Genomic DNA, 19,958 nt, shown 5'->3' with positions numbered 1-19,958 from the left:
TTTTTTACTTAGTGCCAAATCATCAGGGCAATCAAGCTAATCACCACCAGCCCGCATAGCGAACTGGTTAAAATAAACTGGCGACGAACCCGTTCACAGCGGCGAATAAACTCATCATCATGATGATCGCGGTATCGCTGCCCGTAGATATACCAGACCAGGCGCATTTGTTTACCCGGTTGACCGTGCGAAGTAAAAAAGCCACCGCCGTCAACATACTGATAAAGCAAGGGATCACAACCGCGTAGCACAACCAATAACGCACGCAACGATGAGAAGTAACGTGCCATATTAACTACACATACGACACACAGGGCCCAAAACAGCGCAATCGTGCTGATCATAACGCCTCCCCGGCGACCAGTCCTCGGAGACTCCGCAGGACATACCGCTCCCCAATAACCCACCCACACCAATAGAAAAAGAATGAGATTCGGATCACGTTAATTAATCCGATCGGCTCATTAAATAGTGTAGGAGATCAGTTAAATTTTTTACCACAAGGTTAATCGTTATCAATACGTAAGCAGGAAAAATTTGTTTAACTAATTGGCGAACCGGATGCATTGACGGCGCCCCAAGGCCGCTATAAGGTAGAAATATCTTCTACAATTAGGTCTTTAAGGGCAAATCCCGCGCGTTTAGCACGCAGGACGCGGGCAAGGGACAGCGCATGGGCTGTCTGGTCCACAGTCATCGACAACTTTATGGAAGGAGTAACACTATGGCTTACAAACACATTCTGATCGCGGTCGACCTTTCACCGGAAAGCAAAGTGCTGGTGGAAAAAGCGGTTTCAATGGCTCGCCCCTACAATGCAAAAGTCTCGTTGATCCACGTTGACGTGAACTATTCCGATCTCTATACCGGGCTTATCGACGTCAATCTGGGCGATATGCAGAAACGCATCTCCGAAGAGACCCACCACGCGCTGAGTGAGCTGTCCACCAACGCTGGCTATCCTATCACCGAGACCCTGAGCGGCAGCGGCGATCTGGGCCAGGTGCTGGTTGATGCGATTAAGAAATACGACATGGACCTGGTGGTGTGCGGCCATCATCAGGACTTCTGGAGCAAGCTGATGTCGTCCGCACGTCAGCTGATCAACACCGTCCACGTCGATATGCTGATCGTTCCGCTGCGCGACGACGAAGAAGAATAAATCTCGCGTTGAGCATCGTGAAACGCCTGCGCAAGCAGGCGTTTTTATTTCTCGCCTTTCCGCCCGGCAATCCACTCCTGCACTTCTACCACGAAGGTGTCCGGCGCTTTGCGGTACATCTTACGCGCCAGATCGAGAATCGTATGCTGGCCTAGCGCCTCTTCCATCCGCTGCTGCGCCATATCCATCACCGAACGTACGCCGCAAATGCCTTCGCATGCCCACTCCGGCGGCTGCTCATCAAACACCGCCAGCCGCTGACGGATCTCACGGCACTCAAAAATGCGTTTATCGCCGTCAATGGCGTTGGCCACGTCCAGCACGGTAATGTCTTCAGCCGGTTTTGCCAGCTGGAAGCCACCGCCCTTCCCTTCGCTGCTGCGCACCAGCCCAGCCTTCGACAGGCGGGTAAAGATTTTAGCCAGGTAGTCGTAGGGCACTCGCTGCAGTTCGGCGATTTCGCGCACGCTCATATCACGGGCGTCGCCTTTGCCATCCACCATACACATCAGACTATGAATGCCGTACTCAACCCCGGAACTGTAGAATGCCATGCTCTTATCTCAGCCAAAATGAATCTGAGTTGATTGTATCTTTTTCACGCCATGCAATCCAGACACCGCGCTTAATCTCTCGAACACAAATAATTTAATTATCTACTTATCATATACATACTCCCAAACAACTCGTCAGGTTCGAGAAAAGGATCTAAATCCGATTGCTTTTCTAGACTACGACAAATAAAATCCGAGTCAATAAATCAACGTGACCCGTGAGATAACCGTAATGCAAAAACAAATTCTGATCGTCGGCGCTGGCTTTGCCGGTATGTGGGCAGCACTCAGCGCCGCACGTCTGGCGGATAAAAACCAGCAACCTATTGATATCACGGTCATTGCGCCGCAGCCGGAGCTGCGCGTACGCCCGCGCTTTTACGAAAATGCGGTCCAGACGCTGGTCGCGCCGCTGCAGCCTCTGTTCGATGTCACCGGCGTACGCTTCCTGCAAGGGCACGTCGAGCAGATCCTGCCAGGATCCAAAGAAGTGAGCTGGAAAGATGCCAGCGGTGAAAACCACCTGCATCATTACGATCGTCTGGTTCTCGCCAGCGGCAGCCAGGTCAACCGTGATATCGTCGCCGGTGCCGCCGAGCACGCGTTCGATCTTGACCAGCTGGAGAGCGCAACCGTTCTGGAGCAACACATTAACGATCTGGCGCAGCAGCCAGAGAGCGATGCCCGCAATACCGTGGTCGTTTGCGGCGGCGGCTTTACCGGCATTGAAATGGCGCTGGAGCTACCGGGCCGTCTGCGTAAGATTCTGGGTGCCGATGCTAAGACTAGAGTAGTCGTAGTTGAACGCGGCGCACAGCCGGGCGGGCGCTGGAGTAAAGCACTGCGCGATGTGATCATCGAAGCCTCCGCCGAACTGGGCGTAGAATGGAAGGTCAACGCTGAAGTCGAGCGCGTGGACGCCTCAGGCGTGACGCTGAAAGATGGCCAGGTAATTGCGTCCCAGACGGTTATCTGGACCGTCGGCGTACAGGCTAACGGCCTGACCGCGCAGATTGATGCTCCGCGCGATCGTCAGGGCCGTCTGCATGTCAATGCCAATCTGCAGGTGGTGGGCCATGAGGATATCTACGCCACCGGCGACGTGGCTTACGCCGCCACCGATGACAAAGGCAACCATGCGCTGATGACCTGCCAGCACGCCATTCTGCTGGGTAAATTCGCCGGTAACAACGCTGCCGCCAGCCTGCTGAACGTGGCACCGCTGCCGTATCGTCAGGAGATGTACGTCACCTGTCTGGATCTCGGCGCGTGGGGCGCGGTATATACCGAAGGATGGGATCAGCAGGTGAAACTGACGCGCGCAGAAGCGAAGAAGCTGAAGGTATCCATTGTGAGCGAACTGATTTATCCGCCGAAGGCGGAGCGTGCGGCAGCGTTTGAGGTTGCCGACCCTTATGCTCCGTTTGTTTAACCCGTGATGCCGGATGGCGGCTAACGCCTTATCCGGCCTACTGGCGGCACCGAACTGTAGGCCCGATAAGCGTAGCGCCATCGGGCACTATAGCTCACCATCTGGCCTAGGCCGTCCCCGCATAAATATCAAACCGATGCCCTTTGGTCACCACCGCATTCGGCGTTGCCACGTCGGCCAGCGGCGGCGCGTAGTCCGGACGCTTCACCACCACGCGTTTAGTGGCCAATTGACGTGCGGGTTCCAGCAGCCCATCGGCGTCGAGATCCGGCCCCACCAGCGACTGAAACACGCGCATCTCTTTCTTCACCAGCGCGCTTTTCTGCTTATGCGGGAACATCGGATCGAGATACACCACCTGCGGGCGTGGCGTGATATCGGTTAACGCCGTCAGGCTTGAGGCGTGAATTAACTGCAAACGTTCCTGTAACCAAGAGCCAATTTCCGCATCGGCGTAACCGCGCGCCAGACCATCGTCGAGCAGGGCGGCAACCACCGGGTTGCGTTCCAGCATCCGCACGCGACAGCCCACCGAGGCCAGCACGAACGCATCGCGTCCCAGCCCGGCGGTCGCATCGACCACGTCCGGCAGGTAATCGCCTTTAATACCGACCGCCTTCGCCACCGCTTCGCCACGCCCCCCGCCAAATTTGCGCCGGTGCGCCATCGCGCCGCCAACGAAATCGACGAAAATGCCGCCGAGCTTAGGTTCATCGCGTTTGCGCAGCTCAAGGTGTTCCGACGTCATCACCAGCGCCATCAGGTTGTCTTCGTCATGTTCCAGACCCCAGCGGGCAGCCAGAACAGATAAGGCGCCGTCTCCGGCGCCCGTTTCATCAAGTAAACAGATTTTCACGCGAACGATCAGCCCTTGATACCGTAATGCGCCAGCATGGCGTCGAGCTGAGGTTCACGACCGCGGAAGCGTTTGAACAACGCCATCGGTTCTTCAGAACCACCGCGGGTCAGAATGTTATCGAGGAACGACTGACCGGTTTCACGGTTGAAAATCCCCTCTTCTTCGAAGCGGGAGAACGCATCCGCCGCCAGCACGTCGGCCCACAGGTAGCTGTAGTAACCCGCGGCATAGCCACCGGCAAAGATGTGGCTGAAGGCGTGTGGGAAACGACCCCAGGTAGGGCCAGGCACCACGGCGACCTGTTTCTTAATTTCAGCCAGCGTTTCAAGGACTTTCGCCCCCTGCTCCGGGTTGTACTCCGCATGCAGGCGGAAGTCGAACAGACCAAACTCCAGCTGACGCAGAATAAACAGCGCCGCCTGATAGTTTTTCGCCGCCAGCATTTTATCCAGCAGCGCCTTCGGCAGCGGTTCGCCGGTTTCATAGTGACCGGAGATAAACGCCAGCGCCTCCGGCTCCCAGCACCAGTTTTCCATAAACTGGCTCGGCAGTTCGACCGCATCCCACGGTACCCCATTAATACCGGAAACACCGGCAGTTTCGATACGGGTCAGCATATGGTGCAGACCATGACCGAACTCGTGGAACAGGGTAATCACTTCATCGTGGGTAAACAGCGCGGGTTTGCCGTTCACCGGACGGTTAAAGTTGCAGGTGAGATAGGCAACCGGCTTTTGCAGCGTGCCGTCGGTTTTACGCATCTGGCCGACGCAGTCATCCATCCACGCCCCGCCGCGTTTATGTTCACGGGCATACAGGTCGAGGTAGAAGCTGCCGCGCAGCGCGTTGTTTTCGTCATACAGCTCGAAGAAACGGACTTCCGGGTTCCAGACATCCACGTCGGTACGTTCTTTCGCGGTAATGCCATAAATTCGTTTAACCACTTCAAACAGGCCGTTAACGGCTTTGTTTTCCGGGAAGTACGGGCGCAGCTGCTCGTCGCTGATGCTGTAGAGGTGCTGTTTCTGTTTTTCGCTGTAGTAGGCGATGTCCCACGGCTGAAGCTCATCAACGCCAAACTCGGCTTTCGCGAAGGCACGCAGCTGGGCCAGCTCTTTTTCACCCTGCGGGCGGGCGCGTTTCGCCAGATCGGTTAAGAAATCGAGCACCTGCTGCGGATTCTCTGCCATTTTGGTGGCCAGTGATTTAAAGGCGTAGCTTTCAAAGCCCAGCAGTTGCGCCAGTTCGTGACGCAGGGCGAGGATCTCTTCCATCACCGGCGTGTTATCCCACTTACCGGCGTTCGGCCCCTGGTCAGAGGCGCGGGTGGAATAGGCGCGATACAGCTCTTCACGCAGCGCCTGGTTGTCGCAGTAGGTCATCACCGGCAGATAGCTCGGGATATCGAGCGTCAGCAGGTAGCCCTGCTGCTCTTTGGCTTCCGCCTGAGCCTTCGCCGCCGCCAGCGCGCTTTCCGGCATACCTGCCAGCTCGGCTTCATCGGTGACTAGCTTCGTCCAGCCCATCGTGGCATCCAGCACGTTATTGCTATACAGGTTCCCCAGCTCGGACAGGCGGGTGGCGATTTCGCCATAGCGCTGCTGCTTCTCTTTCGGCAGGCCGATACCGGACAGCTCAAAATCGCGCAGCGCGTTGTCGACCGCTTTTTTCTGCGCCACGCTCAGGGTGGCATAGGTGTCACCGTCCCGCAGGTCGCGGTAGGCCTTATACAGGCCTTCATGTTGGCCAACCCAGGTGCTGTATTCAGACAGCAGCGGCAGCGTTTGTTCGTAGGCTTCGCGCAGTTCCGGGCTGTTTTTCACCGAATTCAGGTGGCTGACCGGCGAAAAAATACGTCCCAGCACGTCGTCCACTTCGGCCAGCGGCTGGCAGAGATTTTCCCAGGTGTACGGCGCACCCTGCGCCACGACGCGTTCCACGTTTTCACGGCAATCGTTCAACGCTTTGGTCACGGCGGGAACAACATGCTCAGGCTGAATTTGGGAAAACGGCGGCAGTTCGAAGGGCGTCAGTAATGGATTGGTCATATGCGCAGTCCTGGTCTAAGAAAGAAATGAAGCGCTCAACGGCGCTTTAGCTATGGATCTAGAATGGGGGATAGTTGGCTGAATTTCAACGTCAGGGCAGGATGTTCCGCTCTCGATGGACGAGGGCGGCAATCCTGGCGGATCTGCGGTAAACTATCGGCTATCTTGTTTACTTCCCGGAATATCCGTATCCATGCTCAGTTATCGCCATAGCTTTCACGCAGGCAACCACGCCGACGTCCTAAAACACACCGTTCAGAGTCTGATCATCGAGTCGCTGAAAGAGAAAGAAAAACCGTTTCTCTATCTGGATACTCACGCCGGTGCCGGCCGCTATCAGCTGAGCGGCGAGCACGCCGAAAAGACCGGTGAATATCTGGAAGGGATCGCCCGCATCTGGCAGCAGGATGACCTGCCAACCGAGCTGGAGCCCTATATTTCCGTGGTTGAGCATTTCAACCGCAGCGGCCAGCTGCGCTACTACCCGGGTTCACCGCTGATTGCCCGCCAGCTGCTGCGCGAGCAGGACAGCCTGCAAATGACCGAGCTGCACCCAAGCGACTTCCCGCTGCTGCGCTCAGAATTCCAGAAAGACAGCCGCGCGCGCGTTGAGCGGGCGGACGGCTATCAGCAACTGAAAGCGAAGCTGCCGCCGGTTTCCCGTCGTGGTCTGGTTCTTATCGACCCGCCGTACGAAATCAAAAACGACTATCAGGCGGTCGTGAGCGGCATCGTTGAAGGGCACAAGCGCTTTGCGACCGGCACCTACGCGCTGTGGTATCCGGTGGTGCTGCGCCAGCAGATTAAGCGCATGATCCACGATCTGGAAGAAACCGGCATTCGCAAGATCCTGCAAATTGAGCTGGCGGTGCGCCCTGACAGCGACCAGCGTGGTATGACCGCTTCCGGCATGATCGTCATCAACCCGCCGTGGAAGCTGGAAGCGCAGATGAACAACGTGCTGCCGTGGCTGCACGCTAAGCTGGTGCCTGCGGGCATCGGCCACACGTTGGTGAACTGGATTGTGCCGGAGTAATCACAGGCATCGGTGGAACCTATCAGTTTCAGGTATACAATCGCGAGTATTTTGGCGGGGAGCATGACGCTCACCCGCTCGACATTGAACGTTTGAGGAGCGGCCATGACCAAACATTACGATTACATCGCCATCGGCGGCGGCAGCGGCGGTATCGCCTCGATTAACCGTGCGGCCATGTACGGCCAGAAGTGCGCGCTGATTGAAGCCAAAGATCTGGGCGGTACCTGCGTGAACGTCGGCTGCGTACCGAAAAAAGTGATGTGGCATGCCGCGCAGATTCGCGAAGCGATTCATCTGTATGGCCCGGACTACGGTTTCGATACCACCATTAATCATTTCGACTGGGATAAGCTGATTGCCAGCCGCACCGCGTACATTGACCGTATCCATACCTCCTATGACAACGTGCTGGGCAAAAATAAGGTCGATGTCATTAAAGGCTTTGCGCGCTTCGTCGATGCGAAAACCATTGAAGTGAACGGCGAAAGGATCACCGCCGATCATATTCTGATCGCAACCGGCGGCCGTCCGAGCCACCCGGATATTCCCGGCGTTGAGTACGGTATCGACTCCAACGGGTTCTTCGAACTGCCAGCGCTGCCGAAACGCGTCGCGGTAGTCGGTGCCGGCTACATCGCCGTTGAACTGGCTGGCGTGATTAATGGCCTGGGCGCAGAAACCCACCTGTTCGTGCGTAAACACGCGCCGCTGCGCAGCTTCGACCCGTTGATTGTCGATACGCTGGTGGAAGTGATGAACGCCGAAGGCCCGCAGCTGCACACCCACGCCGTTCCAAAGGCCGTGGTCAAAAATGCCGACGGCAGCCTGACGCTGGAACTGGAAGATGGCCGTAGCCAGACCGTTGATTGCCTGATCTGGGCGATTGGCCGCGAACCGGCGACCGACGATTTCAATCTGGCAGCAACCGGCGTAAAAACCAACGATAAAGGCTACATCGTCGTTGATAAGTTCCAGAATACCAACGTACCTGGCATTTATGCTGTGGGCGATAACACCGGCGCGGTTGAGCTAACGCCGGTGGCGGTCGCCGCAGGCCGTCGTCTGTCAGAGCGCTTGTTCAACAACAAGCCGGACGAGCATCTCGACTACAGCAACATTCCGACCGTGGTCTTCAGCCATCCGCCTATCGGCACCGTCGGTCTGACCGAGCCGCAGGCGCGTGAACAGTACGGCGACGACGCCGTGAAGGTGTACAAATCCTCCTTCACCGCCATGTATACCGCTGTAACGTCGCATCGCCAGCCTTGCCGTATGAAGCTGGTCTGCGTGGGCCCGGAAGAGAAAATTGTCGGTATTCACGGCATTGGTTTCGGGATGGATGAAATGCTGCAAGGCTTCGCGGTTGCACTGAAGATGGGCGCAACCAAGAAAGACTTCGACAACACCGTTGCTATTCACCCAACGGCTGCGGAAGAGTTCGTGACCATGCGTTAACGCGGGCCGCCTAGATGAAAAAGAGCCAGACTTCGGTCTGGCTTTTTTATGCCGGTGATCCGGTGAGCGGTAGGCCGAATAAGGCGTTTACGCCGCCATCCGGCAATCAGAACCGCCAGTTGATGCCGGTCAACAGAGTAAAGCTGTCATCGCGGTCGACCATCGGGCTGTTTTTAATTTCATTGGGCAGCACGCTATAGGTCGCATTCGCCATCAGAATCAGGCTACGGGTCAGCGGATATTTCACCGTCAGGCCTACGTACGGCATCCAGCTCTCCGCTGGCGACCACGTCGCTAAGCCGCTACGCCGGGACTCTGCGCCCGACACGCCATAGTAGTAGCGGTTAAAGCGGTCATCGTAATAATAGACACCCGCCGCGGGAATCACCGACAGCTTGCCCACCGGCAATACGCGGAACCAGGACAGCTCGCCAACCCAGCCATCGCTGTTGTCCAGAACATCCGCCGCCGCCGACAGCTTCAGGCTGCCCCACTTTTCATGGTGATACCATGCCATGCCCGCCATGGCGGTACTGTGACGCTTATCCAGCTGCTTCATGGCGCTATCGTCGTTATCCGACGGGTCAAAGGTAAGCGGCATCCAGGAAGCGGTCAGGCTGACTTCATCACGTGGGGTTTTAAAGAGCGCGTAGCCTAATGTGGTCTGCCGAATATAAAAAGAATCACCTTCATAATTTACGATAGGCACCGCATGGGTATTTTCATTATATCCACGCCAGGGTGATTCATTATAAATAACTCCGGCACCAACGGATAATTCTGATGCCACAACATTGGACATAAATGGCGCTAACAAAAGTAGCAGCGCGCTGTGCTTAATTGACATTCCCGTTCTTCCAACCTACTATCATATCCTGATAGAAAATATGATAATATTTGTATTTATATTGCTGCAATCGCAATATTTATATAGAACTATATCAATTTATATATAGAGCCAGGCAATGAAGAAACTCCAGATTAAGCCGCAAGAATTAAAAATAATATCGGTGATTGCTGCCAGCGAGAACGTCAGCCACGCCGCCACTGCGCTGGGCATGGCCCAGGGCAACGTAAGCAAGTATCTCGCTGATGTAGAATCTAAAATTGGCCTGAAGATTTTTGAACGCAGTTCCCGTAAACTGTCGCTAACCCGTTTTGGCGAGGCGCTGATCCCCTATGTCAACGAACTGCTGGAAAAAGAAACCCAGCTAAATAATTTCATCGCTGACTATAAGCATGAAAAAAAAGGTCGGGTCACGGTTTATGCACCGACGATGATTAACGCTTACCTGGCTCGTAACGTTGTCAATAAAATAAAAGATATCGGCAATATTAATTTATATTTAAAAACATTTAACCTGGAACGAAAGTCTTTATATGAGGGCTCTGATTTTCCTGATGATTGTGATATTTTGATTTCCTGCGTACAGCCTAAAAATGAATCGCTGGTCGCCAACTATATCACCAAATATGTCCTCAGCGCGTATGCCAGCCCTCGCTATCTGACACAATATCCAATGAGTTCGCCGGACGAGTTGGCACAGCACTCCTGTATTCTGATGGATTCCATGATGATCGACGAGGCCAATATCTGGCGCTTTGGGCTAGCCGGCAGCGAGGCATACCGTGATTTTCGCGTTGAGGGTAACTACATTTGCGACAATACCCAGTCAGCGCTTGAATTGGCGCGTAACGATCTGGGGATCGTCTTTGCGCCAAAGAGTAGCGTACAGGCCGATATCGAATCCGGTCGTCTCGCACCCTGCTTTGCCCAACAGTATGAATGGTGGCTGGACCTGGTGGTCATCTACCGCAAGCGTGAGTACCAGCCCTGGCGAGTACAGTACATCCTGGATGAGGTGTTGGCTGAGCTTCGCCGTCAGGTGGCGCAAACCCAGCAGCCCTAGCGTCAGCAAAAAAACACCTCGGCAAACGCAGCAAAAGTTTGCTCATTTCATATAAATGATTACTATTCTCATTCTTATTAAAACTATCCCGACCTCAGTTTCGGGAAACGCTTATCTTATGATGGAGTTGAGAATGGTATCGTTCAGTCTGCGTAAAACGGTGCTCTGCGCCGCGCTCATCACCGCTTTTACCGTGCCCGCCCTGCCCGTAGCCGCCGAAAATACGCAGCCTGGCAACACTGCTGGCACGCTAAAAACGACGTCTTCTGTCACACAGCGTGAACTGGGCGATGGCCTGTATGAAATGGCGCTATTCCCGGCAGACCACGCGCTTTACGTAGCCAGCGCCCAGAGCTTTAAAGAGACCAACGGCGGCGTGATTTATCGTCTGGACCCGACCACCCTCGCAACCACCGGCATAACTCACACCGACCTCAAGAATTTCGGCATGGCGGTCGATGATGACGGCAAAACGTTCTACGTAACCAATTCACTGGACGGCGGTGTGTCAAAAGTGGACGCTAAAAGCGGTAAAGTGCTCCAGCGTCTGATCCTCGGCGGCAAAGGGAAAGAGGGTCATCCGGCCGGGGCGCGTGAAGTTCTGTTCCATAAGGGTATGTTGTTCATTGGCCGCGTGGCCGATCCGGGTTCTATTTCGGTCGTCGATGCCAAAACCATGACCCTGAAAGCCACTATTGATAATGCAGGTAAATGGGTTACCGGTATTATTTTCTCACCGGTCACCCAGCGCATTTATGCAACCAACGGCAGCGGCGAAGTGCTGGTTATTAACCCGCAAAACAACAAGATTGAACAGCGCTGGACGCCGGGCGATGGCAAAGAGTACCTGCTGCTGAATATGGCGGAAGACCCCAAAACCGGCCGTTTGTTCGTGACCGACGATTCGCAGGGTAAAACGACGCTGGTCTTTGATGAGCGCACAGGCAAAGTCATTAAGCGTATTGCCGGCGATGCGCTCGGTATTAAGTTCGATGCGAAACGCAACGCGATTTTCATCAGCCAGCGCGAGGCGAAAAAGGTTCTGCGTCTGGATGCTACCGACTATAGCGTGAAGCAGAGCTGGGATTTCGCTACGCGCCCGAATAGCCTGCTGCTTTCAGACGACGGCAGCGCGCTGTACGTGACGCTTAAGCAGGATTTCAACAAAGATCACTCAACGAAAGGGCCGGATAGCATCGTGCGGATCGCTCTGGATTAACCCTAACCTGCACGTCATCAGGCGTGCAGGTTTTCCGCCCTCGGTATCCTCACCGCCGTTTATCACCGCTGTCCCCACCTAACCCTGAGAATAATGCAGTTTTTTACCCGCAGGACAATTAACCACTTTTTTTTTATACTATTTTCTTATTCCTACCGCTGCGATTAATCATAAATTTAAAAAAATATAACCACCAATGATTATATTTATAACCCATAATGAGCACTCATCTACTACTTTATTTTTTATACTACATACCCACCCTATCCATATCCGAAGTATGTTATTTTGTGAGCGCAGAAAATTAAACAATTCAACTTTCTGAATTAAACAATACGGTATATACAGGGATATTACCCCTACGTATAATTTCGCGCTGTCATACATTAAGGTCAGGTTATGCTCAAGCACGTTCAGGATATGGCGCTTTTTGCGCTGCTGGTAAAAAACGGTTCATTTACCAAGACCGCCGCTGAACTGGGCATGACCAAATCACGTATCAGCCAGAGAATCAGCGCCCTTGAGGAGTATCTCAATCTGCGTCTGCTCAATCGCACCACTCGTAAGATTTCACTCACCGCGGACGGCGAGCGCTATCTGGCCTACTGCCATGAGGTTGTAGATGCCAGCATCCGCGGTGATAAAACGGTACAGGCGCTGCAAAAGCGAACGGGCGGGAAGCTGAAAATCATTGCGCCACCTGGATTTATGGCCAGCATTTTACCCGCAGTACACCATCAGTTTTTGCAGACGCACTCGGATATTGAGCTTCAGCTGATTACCGCCGACTCCTTTTACGGCTCGGTTGGGGGTGAATTTGACGTTGCCTACCGAATCGGTAAGCCATCGGATGATACCTGTATTGGGCGCCACCTTGGGACCTTTAGCCGCTTCATTGTCTGTACGCCAGCGTATCTGGCGCAGCGCGATATCTCGCGTCCGGAAGCGCTTCAACGCGGCGATCTCATTACCCATCGTACCTGGAAAAGCATCTCGCTGTTCCGGAACGATGAATCCTATGAGCTCATCATGCCGCTACGGCATACCAGCGACAACCTGACCTACATTCTGCAGCAGGCGCTTCAGGGAACCGGCATCGCTATCCTCCCGGAGTATATTATTAAGCCTTATTTGCAAAGTGGCCAACTGGTCACGTTATTGCCACAATGGGCTGTGCAAAAAATAGATCTGTGGATGATTTATCAGAGCAAAACGCATAATCCCGCAGTACTACGCGACTATATTAACTTTATCACCCAATATGACGTTATTCATAACGTCATATAAAAATCGATGCCACTGCATCACATATTCCACCCATCAAATTGAATAAGTAACAAAAATGACAACAACCTCTCTCTCTTTGGAAGAAAAATCGCTACTGATTTTCAACCAGCAAATTAAAATGGATAAATACTGGAATACCTATTCCATGGAGCTTATCACTCAAATCACCGCAACCGGCCGGGTATACCATCATCATATTCAGCCCAGCGAAAAAGGCCGCCTGTGCGTAAATGTCTTTAACGGCGTGAACATCAATATCATTCGTTCACGCGTTTTTGGTGAAATTCAGATTCGGTTCGAAGTGGAATCCGAGGAGCTGGGACGCATCGATTTGCAGCCGGCCTGCATTGACGTCCACGGTCATCTCGATCGGCATATCCCGGTACAGGATAAAGTGAAGGTCTTCGAGCACTATCTGGAACGCCTTCAGGTAGTGTACGACACCATTTTAGCGCTATCACCCGAGAAGGCATAAAACCATGATCGTCAGGCCGGAGCAAAGCTGGTTGCGCAAACTGTTCTCATGGCGCGGTTCCATCATGAGAAAAATCGCTCCGCAGCTTTGTTTCTTTATCGTACTCAATATTGCCTATCTGTACTTACTGCCGCTGCTGCATCTGCACGGCATTATTGCCAAAGAAAGCTCGTTCTATTTTATCGGCATCTCAATATCCATCTCAGTGTTTCTTGGATTTCGCAACAACACCGCGTGGCTGCGTTACTGGGAAGCCCGTAAACTGTGGGGCGACCTGCTGATCGTCAGCCGCTCGCTGATGCGGGAAGCAATCAATACCACGACGGCAAGTACGAAGGATAAGAAAGAACTGCTGGATTTGGTCGTGACTTACTGCATCACGCTAAAGTCCAGGCTGCGCCACGGCCCGGTGCCGGTTTCCCGCATGCTGGGCTATCAGCAGCTCACCACCCCCTGCAACGCGCTACTGCAAAATATCGGGCTATGGCTTTATCAGCACCGGCCAAACGAACTGGTGTACCGCAACTTTAACCACTATCTCAATCAGATGGGGACCATTCAGGGCGGCTGCGAGCGCATTAGCAACACGCCAATCCCCTACGCGTATTCGCTGCTTCTGCATCGTACGATAGGCATCTTCTGCGCGATCTATCCGCTGCTGCTGATTCATGACTTCGGTTTTTTGACGCTGCTATTCTCCATCTTCACTACCTACGCGCTGCTGGCGCTCGACGCAATTGCCACCGAGCTGGAGGACCCTTTCGGTACCGAAGATAACGATCTGCCGCTCAGCGCCATTTGTAATGCCATCGAGATAGATCTGCGGGAGATGCTGCATGACGGACTCATCCCGCCGAAAATGAAACCGGACGCAAACTATCGCCTGCTGTAAGTGCGTTACGCGACGACGTCGCGTAACTCCGGTTAACGAATGACCTCGTAAATCGCCTTCTGTATCCTCAGCCATTTTTTACTCTCGGCATCGCCCGTCGCCTTGCTACGTCGCTGCGCGTTATCCACTGCCAGCCGCTGGCGGGCCACTACCGCCGGCGTGGTGCAAAAAGCCTGCAGATAGGATTTTCGTACCGTATTCAGCGGCGCGCCCTGAGACAGCTCGTGGGTCAGCGTGTTGATAAAGCGTCGACACGGCTTCGGCTCATTCATCTGGCGCCGATAACGCAGCAGCAAATTCAGCACTGTCTCGTGCCCTGCGGACATGGCCAGCTCGGTCCATGACACCTGCCAGTTCATGCCGCCGCGTAAAAACAGTTCGGCCACTTCGATATTGTTGCTATCGATAGCCGAACGCAGGGCGTTGCTGTCCCAGAGAATACCGCGGCGGGCCAGTATTTCCCGAGGAGAGACCGCTGCGAGCGGCTCGGCGACGATCGCTGCGCTGGCGACCGCTAGCGGCTGCGTTGGCTCCGGTTCCGGCAACGCCGTCAGCAACCCAATCGCCCCCAGCGTCATTCCCAGCACCGTGACCCCCACTGCACACCACAGCGTCACCGCGATCATCCGTTCACGCACATCAGAATGCCGTCGCGGCTGGTGTAACTCGCGCTCAATACTGTCTGGGATCGGCCGCGTATCCGGCCCATAAGCGTGTACGTAGTCCTGCGCCCGAGCCCAGAATTGCTGAACCTCACCGCCACCGGCAGCCATTAAACTTGTCGGGTTAACGCGGATGCGCCCCTGTTCATAGGCTCGCTGCACCGGCGCGGTGATCTGCTGGGCATAAAGATCCAACAGCAGGCATTCCATTTCACTCAGCGAATGACGGGCCAGCGCAGAATTGCGCATGCGGCGGATATCATCAAGAAACAGATGCAGCGTTACGCGCTGCTCAACCAGAAAAGTCAGCGCCGTCGCATAGTTAAACAGCGCGGCGTAATGGCGAGAGAACACCTTTTTATCGACAATCAGCAGCGCCACCTCACCGAAAGTCATGCCGCCCAGGCTCTCGCCCGACGGGCTACGAGAGGACCAGCGGGCGCAGGCCTGCGGGCCAAACAGCGACTTTAACGCATTGTGCAAATGCGCTTCGTCGGGCCAGGCCTGAACCACCAGGCCGCGCAGCGTCAGCTCGATAGTACGAATCTGGCGCAGCGCATGTTCCTGAAGCTGTTCGGCATCGTCGTCATAGCCCGTGTTATACATCAGCAGCGGCTGCTGCCGTTTGATGTGCTCTAACGTCACGACAAAACGCAGCGCGGCAATCAGCTGATTTTCCGTGGCCCCCTGCCCGTGTTCGTAGGAGGGAATGCCCTGTTGCAGATGGCGAAGTTGCAGCATAAATTCGCTCAGCTGGCTGTCGTTAATACGCAGCTGTCGGGCCACCGCGCCCCAGCCGCCAAGGTTCATCCGTGCCTGGTCTAACTGTTCCAGAAACCAGCGGGGATCTTTGCCTTCCGTCACGCGAAGCTTAAGCAGTGTGAGTATTTCAATGGAGGCCTGACGAATGATGCTCAAGCAATGTTCGAAGTGCTGAGCAACCTGACGCGATGACGTCGACATCTTCACGTTCCTTAACCAACAGCAAGGCCATTTCGCCTTTGGATTAATATGTTTTTTTTTTGTTATTTTTGTCGTTACACCATAGACCAAATCAGGCAAATTAGCAGTCCTGCCCCCTCCATGAGAATGTGAAATTATGACCGCGCTCACCACGAAACGATTAGTCTGCACTCCGCTTGTCGACAGCGACTGGCCTTTCTTCCTCTCTCTGCAGCAGGACCGTCAGGTGATGCGCTTCGTGGCAGACGATCGCCGCGAGCAGGAGATCCGCGCCGCCTTTGACGCCCGACTGCCCCACTGGTCCCCCGGCGATACGCACTGGCTGTGTCTGCTGGTGCGCGACGCGCAGAACAAGCCGCTGGGCATTACCGGCTATATCCATCGCGACGTCGACTGCGCAGAAGTCGGCTTTTTATTTGCACCGGTCGCGCAGGGCAAAGGCTACGGCAGCGAATCGCTGCGCGCGGTGTGCGATTTCGCTTTCAGTACGGGCGGTATACGCCGCCTGACCGCCACGGTGACGGCGGGCAATATCGCCTCCCGCCGCACGCTGGAAAGGCTTGGTTTCCGTCTGGAGGGCGAGCTACGAGAAAGCTATTTCCTTGCCGGTGAGTGGCGCAACGACTGGCTGTTTGGCCTACTCAGTCACGAATATGATAGTTCACCGTCATCCGGCCAATAGTCGGGGGCGCACGACTCTTTTACACTCCTTTCTTCACCAGAAGAGAGGGCTTCATGTTCACAGGCATCACCACGCCCAGCGCACAGGGGCTGGCATTGATTAAGCGCTTTCAGGGACTTTCGCTGGAAAAGTATCGGGACGCGGAAGGGATATGGCTGATCGGCTACGGGCATCTTATTCGCGACCAGGAGCGTTTCGACACACGCTTAACCTGCTCGCAGGCCGAAGCGCTGTTCCTGCAGGATGTGGAAGCCTATCGGCAGCGGCTTTGCCAGTGCATCGACGCGCCGCTGGCGCAGCATCAGTTCGATGCGCTGCTGTCGCTGGCCTTCAGCCTCGGGCCAGAAGGCATCGTGCGTTCGGCCATCGTACAGGCTATCCAGCGACGGGATTTTCACGCGGCGCGGGTAGCCTGGCAGCAAGAAGGCGAGCGGAAAACCAGCCTGGCTGTACAGCGCCAGGCTGAAGCTGTGTTATTCCAGACAGCCCGGTGGTAAATCCTGACAATGGTTGAGCATCATCGCCGCCTGGGTGCGGTTTTTCACATCCAGCCGGCGGTATAGCGACTCAAGATGCGCTTTTACCGTACCGGCGCTGATATTCAGGGTTCGGCTAATCTGTTTATTGGTTTCACCGTTCGCCAGCAAAATTAATATTTCCCGCTGGCGCTGGCTTAAATGATATAGCCCCTGCCGGGTTTGTTCTTCATTCACCTGCCAGTCGCCCGGCAGGCAAATTAAGCCGCGCAGCACGCTTTTTATCGTCTGCACAAACACTTCCACGCTGGCGTCGCGCGGAATAATAGCCTGCACATTCAACGCCAGCATATTGCTGAGCCATGCCTGGCGGTATTCATTAACAATGATGATGCCTTTCGATTCCGGAAACTGCTGGAACTTCTCTTTTAACAGCCACTGACAGAAATCGTGGTCTATCTCGCCGTCAAGGATGAGCAGCGCATCCGGATTCTGCAGCAGTTGCCGCCACAGGTCATCGGCCTGGCTGACGGCGAAAATATCAATTCCCGGAATATGTTCCTGTAAGCTAACTTTCATTCCATGAATAAATATTGACTGCCTGTCAAACATGACTACCTGCATAACGCTTTCCCCATAGAAAAATCAACGCGTCTTATTGGCCGAAAGAGTAATCCTCGCGGTATAAAATAAGAACTCGCCGTTTGGCCTGGGGCATTCTACGTAGATATTGAGTAATCTAAACATTACGATTATGAATGCTTACAACCCTTGCTTTGCAAGCATACATTCATATAGCTCATTACATCTGAATTAAGGAAAAGATTAAGGCAAGGGCAAGGAATGAATATTAATTTTGAGGAATATAGCGAGTAGCCGGGCAAATAAAAGCCGGAGGCTGAAATAAATCCGGTTTCAGACTTATTTCAGCACAATTCGTTCAGCTAGCCCGATAACAGGGCCTGTGACCGTTTACAGGAACATGCCGCCCGAAACTTCAATCCGCTGCGCGGTCATCCAGCGTAGGTTATCGCTCAACAGCGCGGCAATTGCACCACCAATATCATCCGGCAAACCGGCGCGTCCCAGCGCCGTTTGCGAGGCGACGTATTTGTTGAGTTCTTCGTTATCACGCAGACGCCCGCCGCCGAAGTCGGTTTCAATCGCGCCCGGCGCGATACTGTTCACCGAGATTCCGCGCGCGCCCAACTCTTTCGCCTGATAGCGGGTCAGTACCTCCATCGCCCCTTTCATCGACGCATAGGCCGCATACCCCGGCAGAGCAAAGCGCGCCAGGCCGGTCGAAACGTTAAGAATTCGCCCACCGTCGGCCATCAGCGGTAGCAGCTGCTGAGTCAGGAAAAACGGCCCCTTAAAGTGGATGTTCATCAACTCATCAAACATGGCTTCCGACGTCTCGGCAAACGGGGCGTACAGGCCGATACCGGCGTTGTTCACTAAATAATCAAACGTCTCGCGTCCCCATACCTGCCGGAGCTGTTCTTTAACCTGTTGGGCAAAGCGAGAAAAGTCTGCGGTATCGCTGACGTTCAGCTGTAATGCCGCCGCTTTCGCGCCCATTTGCTCCACTTCGGCGACGACCTGTAGCGCAGCATCGCGCTGGCTGTGGTAGGTAAAAATAATATCCGTGCCCTGTGCGGCGAGCTTCAGCACCGCATTTTTTCCCAATCCGCGGCTGCCGCCGGTCACAATCGCAATACGCTGGTTCATAGGAAACCTCATTTCAGGTGGTGTGTACGTTGAGAACAAGCTTATTAGGTGATAAAAAAACAATAAATGCCCAAAATTGCGCTTCACTGTCTCAATTACGACAACAATAGGTCATCCTGATGGATAAAATTCACGCAATGCAGCTGTTCATCCGCGTGGCAGAGCTGGAGAGTTTTTCACGCGCGGCAGAGACCCTGGGCCTTCCTAAAGGTAGCGTATCGCGGCAGATTCAGGCGCTGGAAAACCATCTGGGCAGCCGCCTGCTGCACCGCACCACCCGGCGTGTGCTGCTGACCCAGGACGGTATGGTCTACTTTGAGCGCGCCAAAGATCTGTTGAGCAACCTGGAGGAGCTGGACAGCCTGTTCCAGACCGACCCCAGCAGCGTTAGCGGACGTCTGCGGGTGGATATGCCGGTTGCCATTGCGCGCAACGTCGTCATCCCCCGGCTGCCAGATTTTTTACAGCACTATCCGGGCATTGAGCTGGAGCTCAGCAGCAGCGATCGCCTGGTGGATGTCATCCGTGAAGGTTTTGACTGCGTGGTGCGCGTCGGAGCGCTGAAAGACTCCGGGCTTATCGCCCGCCCGCTGGGAAAACTCACCGTCATTAACTGCGCCAGCCCGTCGTACCTTGCCCGCTTCGGGTATCCTGAATCACTGGAAGATCTCAGTAGCCATGCGCTGGTACACTATGCGGTAAATCTCGGCGTGCGGCCGCAGGGCTTTGAAGTGGCAAGAGATAACGGCAGCCAGTGGGTCAAAACCGGCGGCGTACTGACGGTGAACAGCACCGAGACCTATCATGCCGCCTGCCTGGCGGGGCTGGGGATTATCCAGGTACCGCGCGTCGGCGTACGCGAGGCGCTGCACGGCGGTAAGCTGATCGAGATACTACCGCAGTATCGGGCAGAGCCAATGCCCGTATCGCTGCTCTACCCGCACCGCCGCAATTTGTCGCGCCGGGTACATCTGTTAATGGAATGGTTAACCGAGGTGCTGCGAGACTATGTTGATTGAGCTTTTCCGGATGGCGGCGTAAACGCCTTATCCGGTCTACAACCCCGTAATGCGCCAGCGTAGGCATGATAAGCGAAGCGCCACCAGGCGAGC

General features: G+C 54.6%; 20 protein-coding genes. 12 read left to right on the top strand and 8 right to left on the bottom strand.

Annotated elements, in window-relative coordinates:
* Positions 1-8 precede the first annotated feature (8 nt).
* Positions 9-344 (bottom strand): universal stress protein UspB, encoded by a 336-nt coding sequence (gene uspB, locus V6942_RS08435; protein ID WP_035894834.1) that lies wholly within the window; start codon positions 342-344, stop codon positions 9-11.
* A 380-nt stretch (positions 345-724) separates the two neighbouring features.
* Here uspB and uspA point away from each other — a divergent pair, with 380 nt between their 5' ends.
* Positions 725-1,162 carry a universal stress protein UspA gene (uspA, locus tag V6942_RS08430; RefSeq protein ID WP_106925057.1) on the top strand — a complete coding sequence of 146 codons (438 nt, stop codon included), beginning with the start codon at positions 725-727 and terminating at the stop codon, positions 1,160-1,162.
* Between the two features lie 44 nt (positions 1,163-1,206).
* Here the strand turns inward: uspA and V6942_RS08425 are convergent, their stop codons facing one another.
* Complete coding sequence (locus tag V6942_RS08425) at positions 1,207-1,716, bottom strand: RrF2 family transcriptional regulator (RefSeq protein ID WP_106925056.1); 510 nt, start codon at positions 1,714-1,716, stop codon at positions 1,207-1,209.
* A 232-nt stretch (positions 1,717-1,948) separates the two neighbouring features.
* Here V6942_RS08425 and V6942_RS08420 point away from each other — a divergent pair, with 232 nt between their 5' ends.
* Positions 1,949-3,148 (top strand): NAD(P)/FAD-dependent oxidoreductase, encoded by a 1,200-nt coding sequence (locus V6942_RS08420; protein ID WP_333501098.1) that lies wholly within the window; start codon positions 1,949-1,951, stop codon positions 3,146-3,148.
* 106 nt (positions 3,149-3,254) lie between these two features.
* On the opposite strand, the gene rsmJ is transcribed toward V6942_RS08420, so the two are convergent.
* Complete coding sequence (gene rsmJ / locus V6942_RS08415) at positions 3,255-4,004, bottom strand: 16S rRNA (guanine(1516)-N(2))-methyltransferase RsmJ (RefSeq protein ID WP_333501097.1); 750 nt, start codon at positions 4,002-4,004, stop codon at positions 3,255-3,257.
* An 8-nt stretch (positions 4,005-4,012) separates the two neighbouring features.
* Positions 4,013-6,055, bottom strand: a complete 2,043-nt coding sequence (prlC, locus tag V6942_RS08410; protein WP_106925053.1) for an oligopeptidase A — start codon at positions 6,053-6,055, stop codon at positions 4,013-4,015.
* Positions 6,056-6,248: 193 nt separating this feature from the next.
* On the opposite strand from prlC, the gene V6942_RS08405 reads away from it, so the two are divergent.
* Together V6942_RS08405 and gorA are read left to right on the top strand one after the other, a co-directional pair.
* Positions 6,249-7,091 carry a 23S rRNA (adenine(2030)-N(6))-methyltransferase RlmJ gene (locus V6942_RS08405; RefSeq protein WP_106925052.1) on the top strand — a complete coding sequence of 281 codons (843 nt, stop codon included), beginning with the start codon at positions 6,249-6,251 and terminating at the stop codon, positions 7,089-7,091.
* Between the two features lie 105 nt (positions 7,092-7,196).
* Positions 7,197-8,549: a glutathione-disulfide reductase gene (gene gorA / locus V6942_RS08400; RefSeq protein ID WP_333501096.1), complete on the top strand. Its 1,353-nt coding sequence runs from the start codon at positions 7,197-7,199 to the stop codon at positions 8,547-8,549.
* 106 nt (positions 8,550-8,655) lie between these two features.
* Here the strand turns inward: gorA and V6942_RS08395 are convergent, their stop codons facing one another.
* The gene (locus tag V6942_RS08395; RefSeq protein ID WP_106925050.1) at positions 8,656-9,396 is read right to left on the bottom strand and encodes a MipA/OmpV family protein; all 741 of its coding nucleotides are present in this window, start codon (positions 9,394-9,396) and stop codon (positions 8,656-8,658) included.
* A gap of 118 nt (positions 9,397-9,514) precedes the next feature.
* Between V6942_RS08395 and V6942_RS08390 the strand changes: the two genes are divergently transcribed.
* The 5 genes from V6942_RS08390 to V6942_RS08370 all read left to right on the top strand — a co-directional run bounded on the left by V6942_RS08390 (position 9,515) and on the right by V6942_RS08370 (position 14,332).
* On the top strand, positions 9,515-10,459 hold the full coding sequence (locus V6942_RS08390; RefSeq protein ID WP_333501095.1) for a LysR family transcriptional regulator: 945 nt from the start codon (positions 9,515-9,517) through the stop codon (positions 10,457-10,459).
* A 133-nt stretch (positions 10,460-10,592) separates the two neighbouring features.
* Positions 10,593-11,678: a YncE family protein gene (locus tag V6942_RS08385; protein WP_333501094.1), complete on the top strand. Its 1,086-nt coding sequence runs from the start codon at positions 10,593-10,595 to the stop codon at positions 11,676-11,678.
* Between the two features lie 399 nt (positions 11,679-12,077).
* Positions 12,078-12,965, top strand: coding sequence for a LysR family transcriptional regulator (locus tag V6942_RS08380; protein WP_182929866.1), 888 nt, complete (start codon positions 12,078-12,080; stop codon positions 12,963-12,965).
* 55 nt (positions 12,966-13,020) lie between these two features.
* Positions 13,021-13,440 carry a hypothetical protein gene (locus tag V6942_RS08375; protein ID WP_106925046.1) on the top strand — a complete coding sequence of 140 codons (420 nt, stop codon included), beginning with the start codon at positions 13,021-13,023 and terminating at the stop codon, positions 13,438-13,440.
* A gap of 4 nt (positions 13,441-13,444) precedes the next feature.
* Entirely contained in the window at positions 13,445-14,332 is an 888-nt protein-coding gene (locus V6942_RS08370) for a bestrophin family protein (RefSeq protein WP_106925045.1), read from the top strand.
* A 32-nt stretch (positions 14,333-14,364) separates the two neighbouring features.
* Here the strand turns inward: V6942_RS08370 and V6942_RS08365 are convergent, their stop codons facing one another.
* Positions 14,365-15,957 (bottom strand): STY4199 family HEPN domain-containing protein, encoded by a 1,593-nt coding sequence (locus V6942_RS08365; RefSeq protein WP_182929865.1) that lies wholly within the window; start codon positions 15,955-15,957, stop codon positions 14,365-14,367.
* A 136-nt stretch (positions 15,958-16,093) separates the two neighbouring features.
* On the opposite strand from V6942_RS08365, the gene V6942_RS08360 reads away from it, so the two are divergent.
* The gene (locus V6942_RS08360; RefSeq protein WP_333501093.1) at positions 16,094-16,639 is read left to right on the top strand and encodes a GNAT family protein; all 546 of its coding nucleotides are present in this window, start codon (positions 16,094-16,096) and stop codon (positions 16,637-16,639) included.
* A gap of 53 nt (positions 16,640-16,692) precedes the next feature.
* On the top strand, positions 16,693-17,136 hold the full coding sequence (locus tag V6942_RS08355) for a lysozyme (protein WP_333501092.1): 444 nt from the start codon (positions 16,693-16,695) through the stop codon (positions 17,134-17,136).
* On the opposite strand, the gene V6942_RS08350 is transcribed toward V6942_RS08355, so the two are convergent.
* Both V6942_RS08350 and V6942_RS08345 read right to left on the bottom strand, forming a co-directional pair.
* Positions 17,113-17,739, bottom strand: a complete 627-nt coding sequence (locus tag V6942_RS08350; protein ID WP_333501091.1) for a response regulator transcription factor — start codon at positions 17,737-17,739, stop codon at positions 17,113-17,115. The two genes, V6942_RS08355 and V6942_RS08350, sit on opposite strands and share 24 nt — an antisense overlap.
* A gap of 348 nt (positions 17,740-18,087) precedes the next feature.
* Positions 18,088-18,846, bottom strand: coding sequence for an SDR family NAD(P)-dependent oxidoreductase (locus tag V6942_RS08345; protein WP_182966812.1), 759 nt, complete (start codon positions 18,844-18,846; stop codon positions 18,088-18,090).
* A 119-nt stretch (positions 18,847-18,965) separates the two neighbouring features.
* Here V6942_RS08345 and V6942_RS08340 point away from each other — a divergent pair, with 119 nt between their 5' ends.
* Positions 18,966-19,865 carry a LysR family transcriptional regulator gene (locus tag V6942_RS08340; RefSeq protein ID WP_106925039.1) on the top strand — a complete coding sequence of 300 codons (900 nt, stop codon included), beginning with the start codon at positions 18,966-18,968 and terminating at the stop codon, positions 19,863-19,865.
* Positions 19,866-19,958 lie beyond the last annotated feature (93 nt).

Source organism: Kluyvera genomosp. 2 (assembly GCF_036759865.1).
GTDB lineage: Bacteria > Pseudomonadota > Gammaproteobacteria > Enterobacterales > Enterobacteriaceae > Kluyvera > Kluyvera ascorbata_B.
The sequence above is the reverse complement of the archived record's forward strand: the minus strand, read 5'-3'. Positions and strand labels throughout refer to the sequence as shown.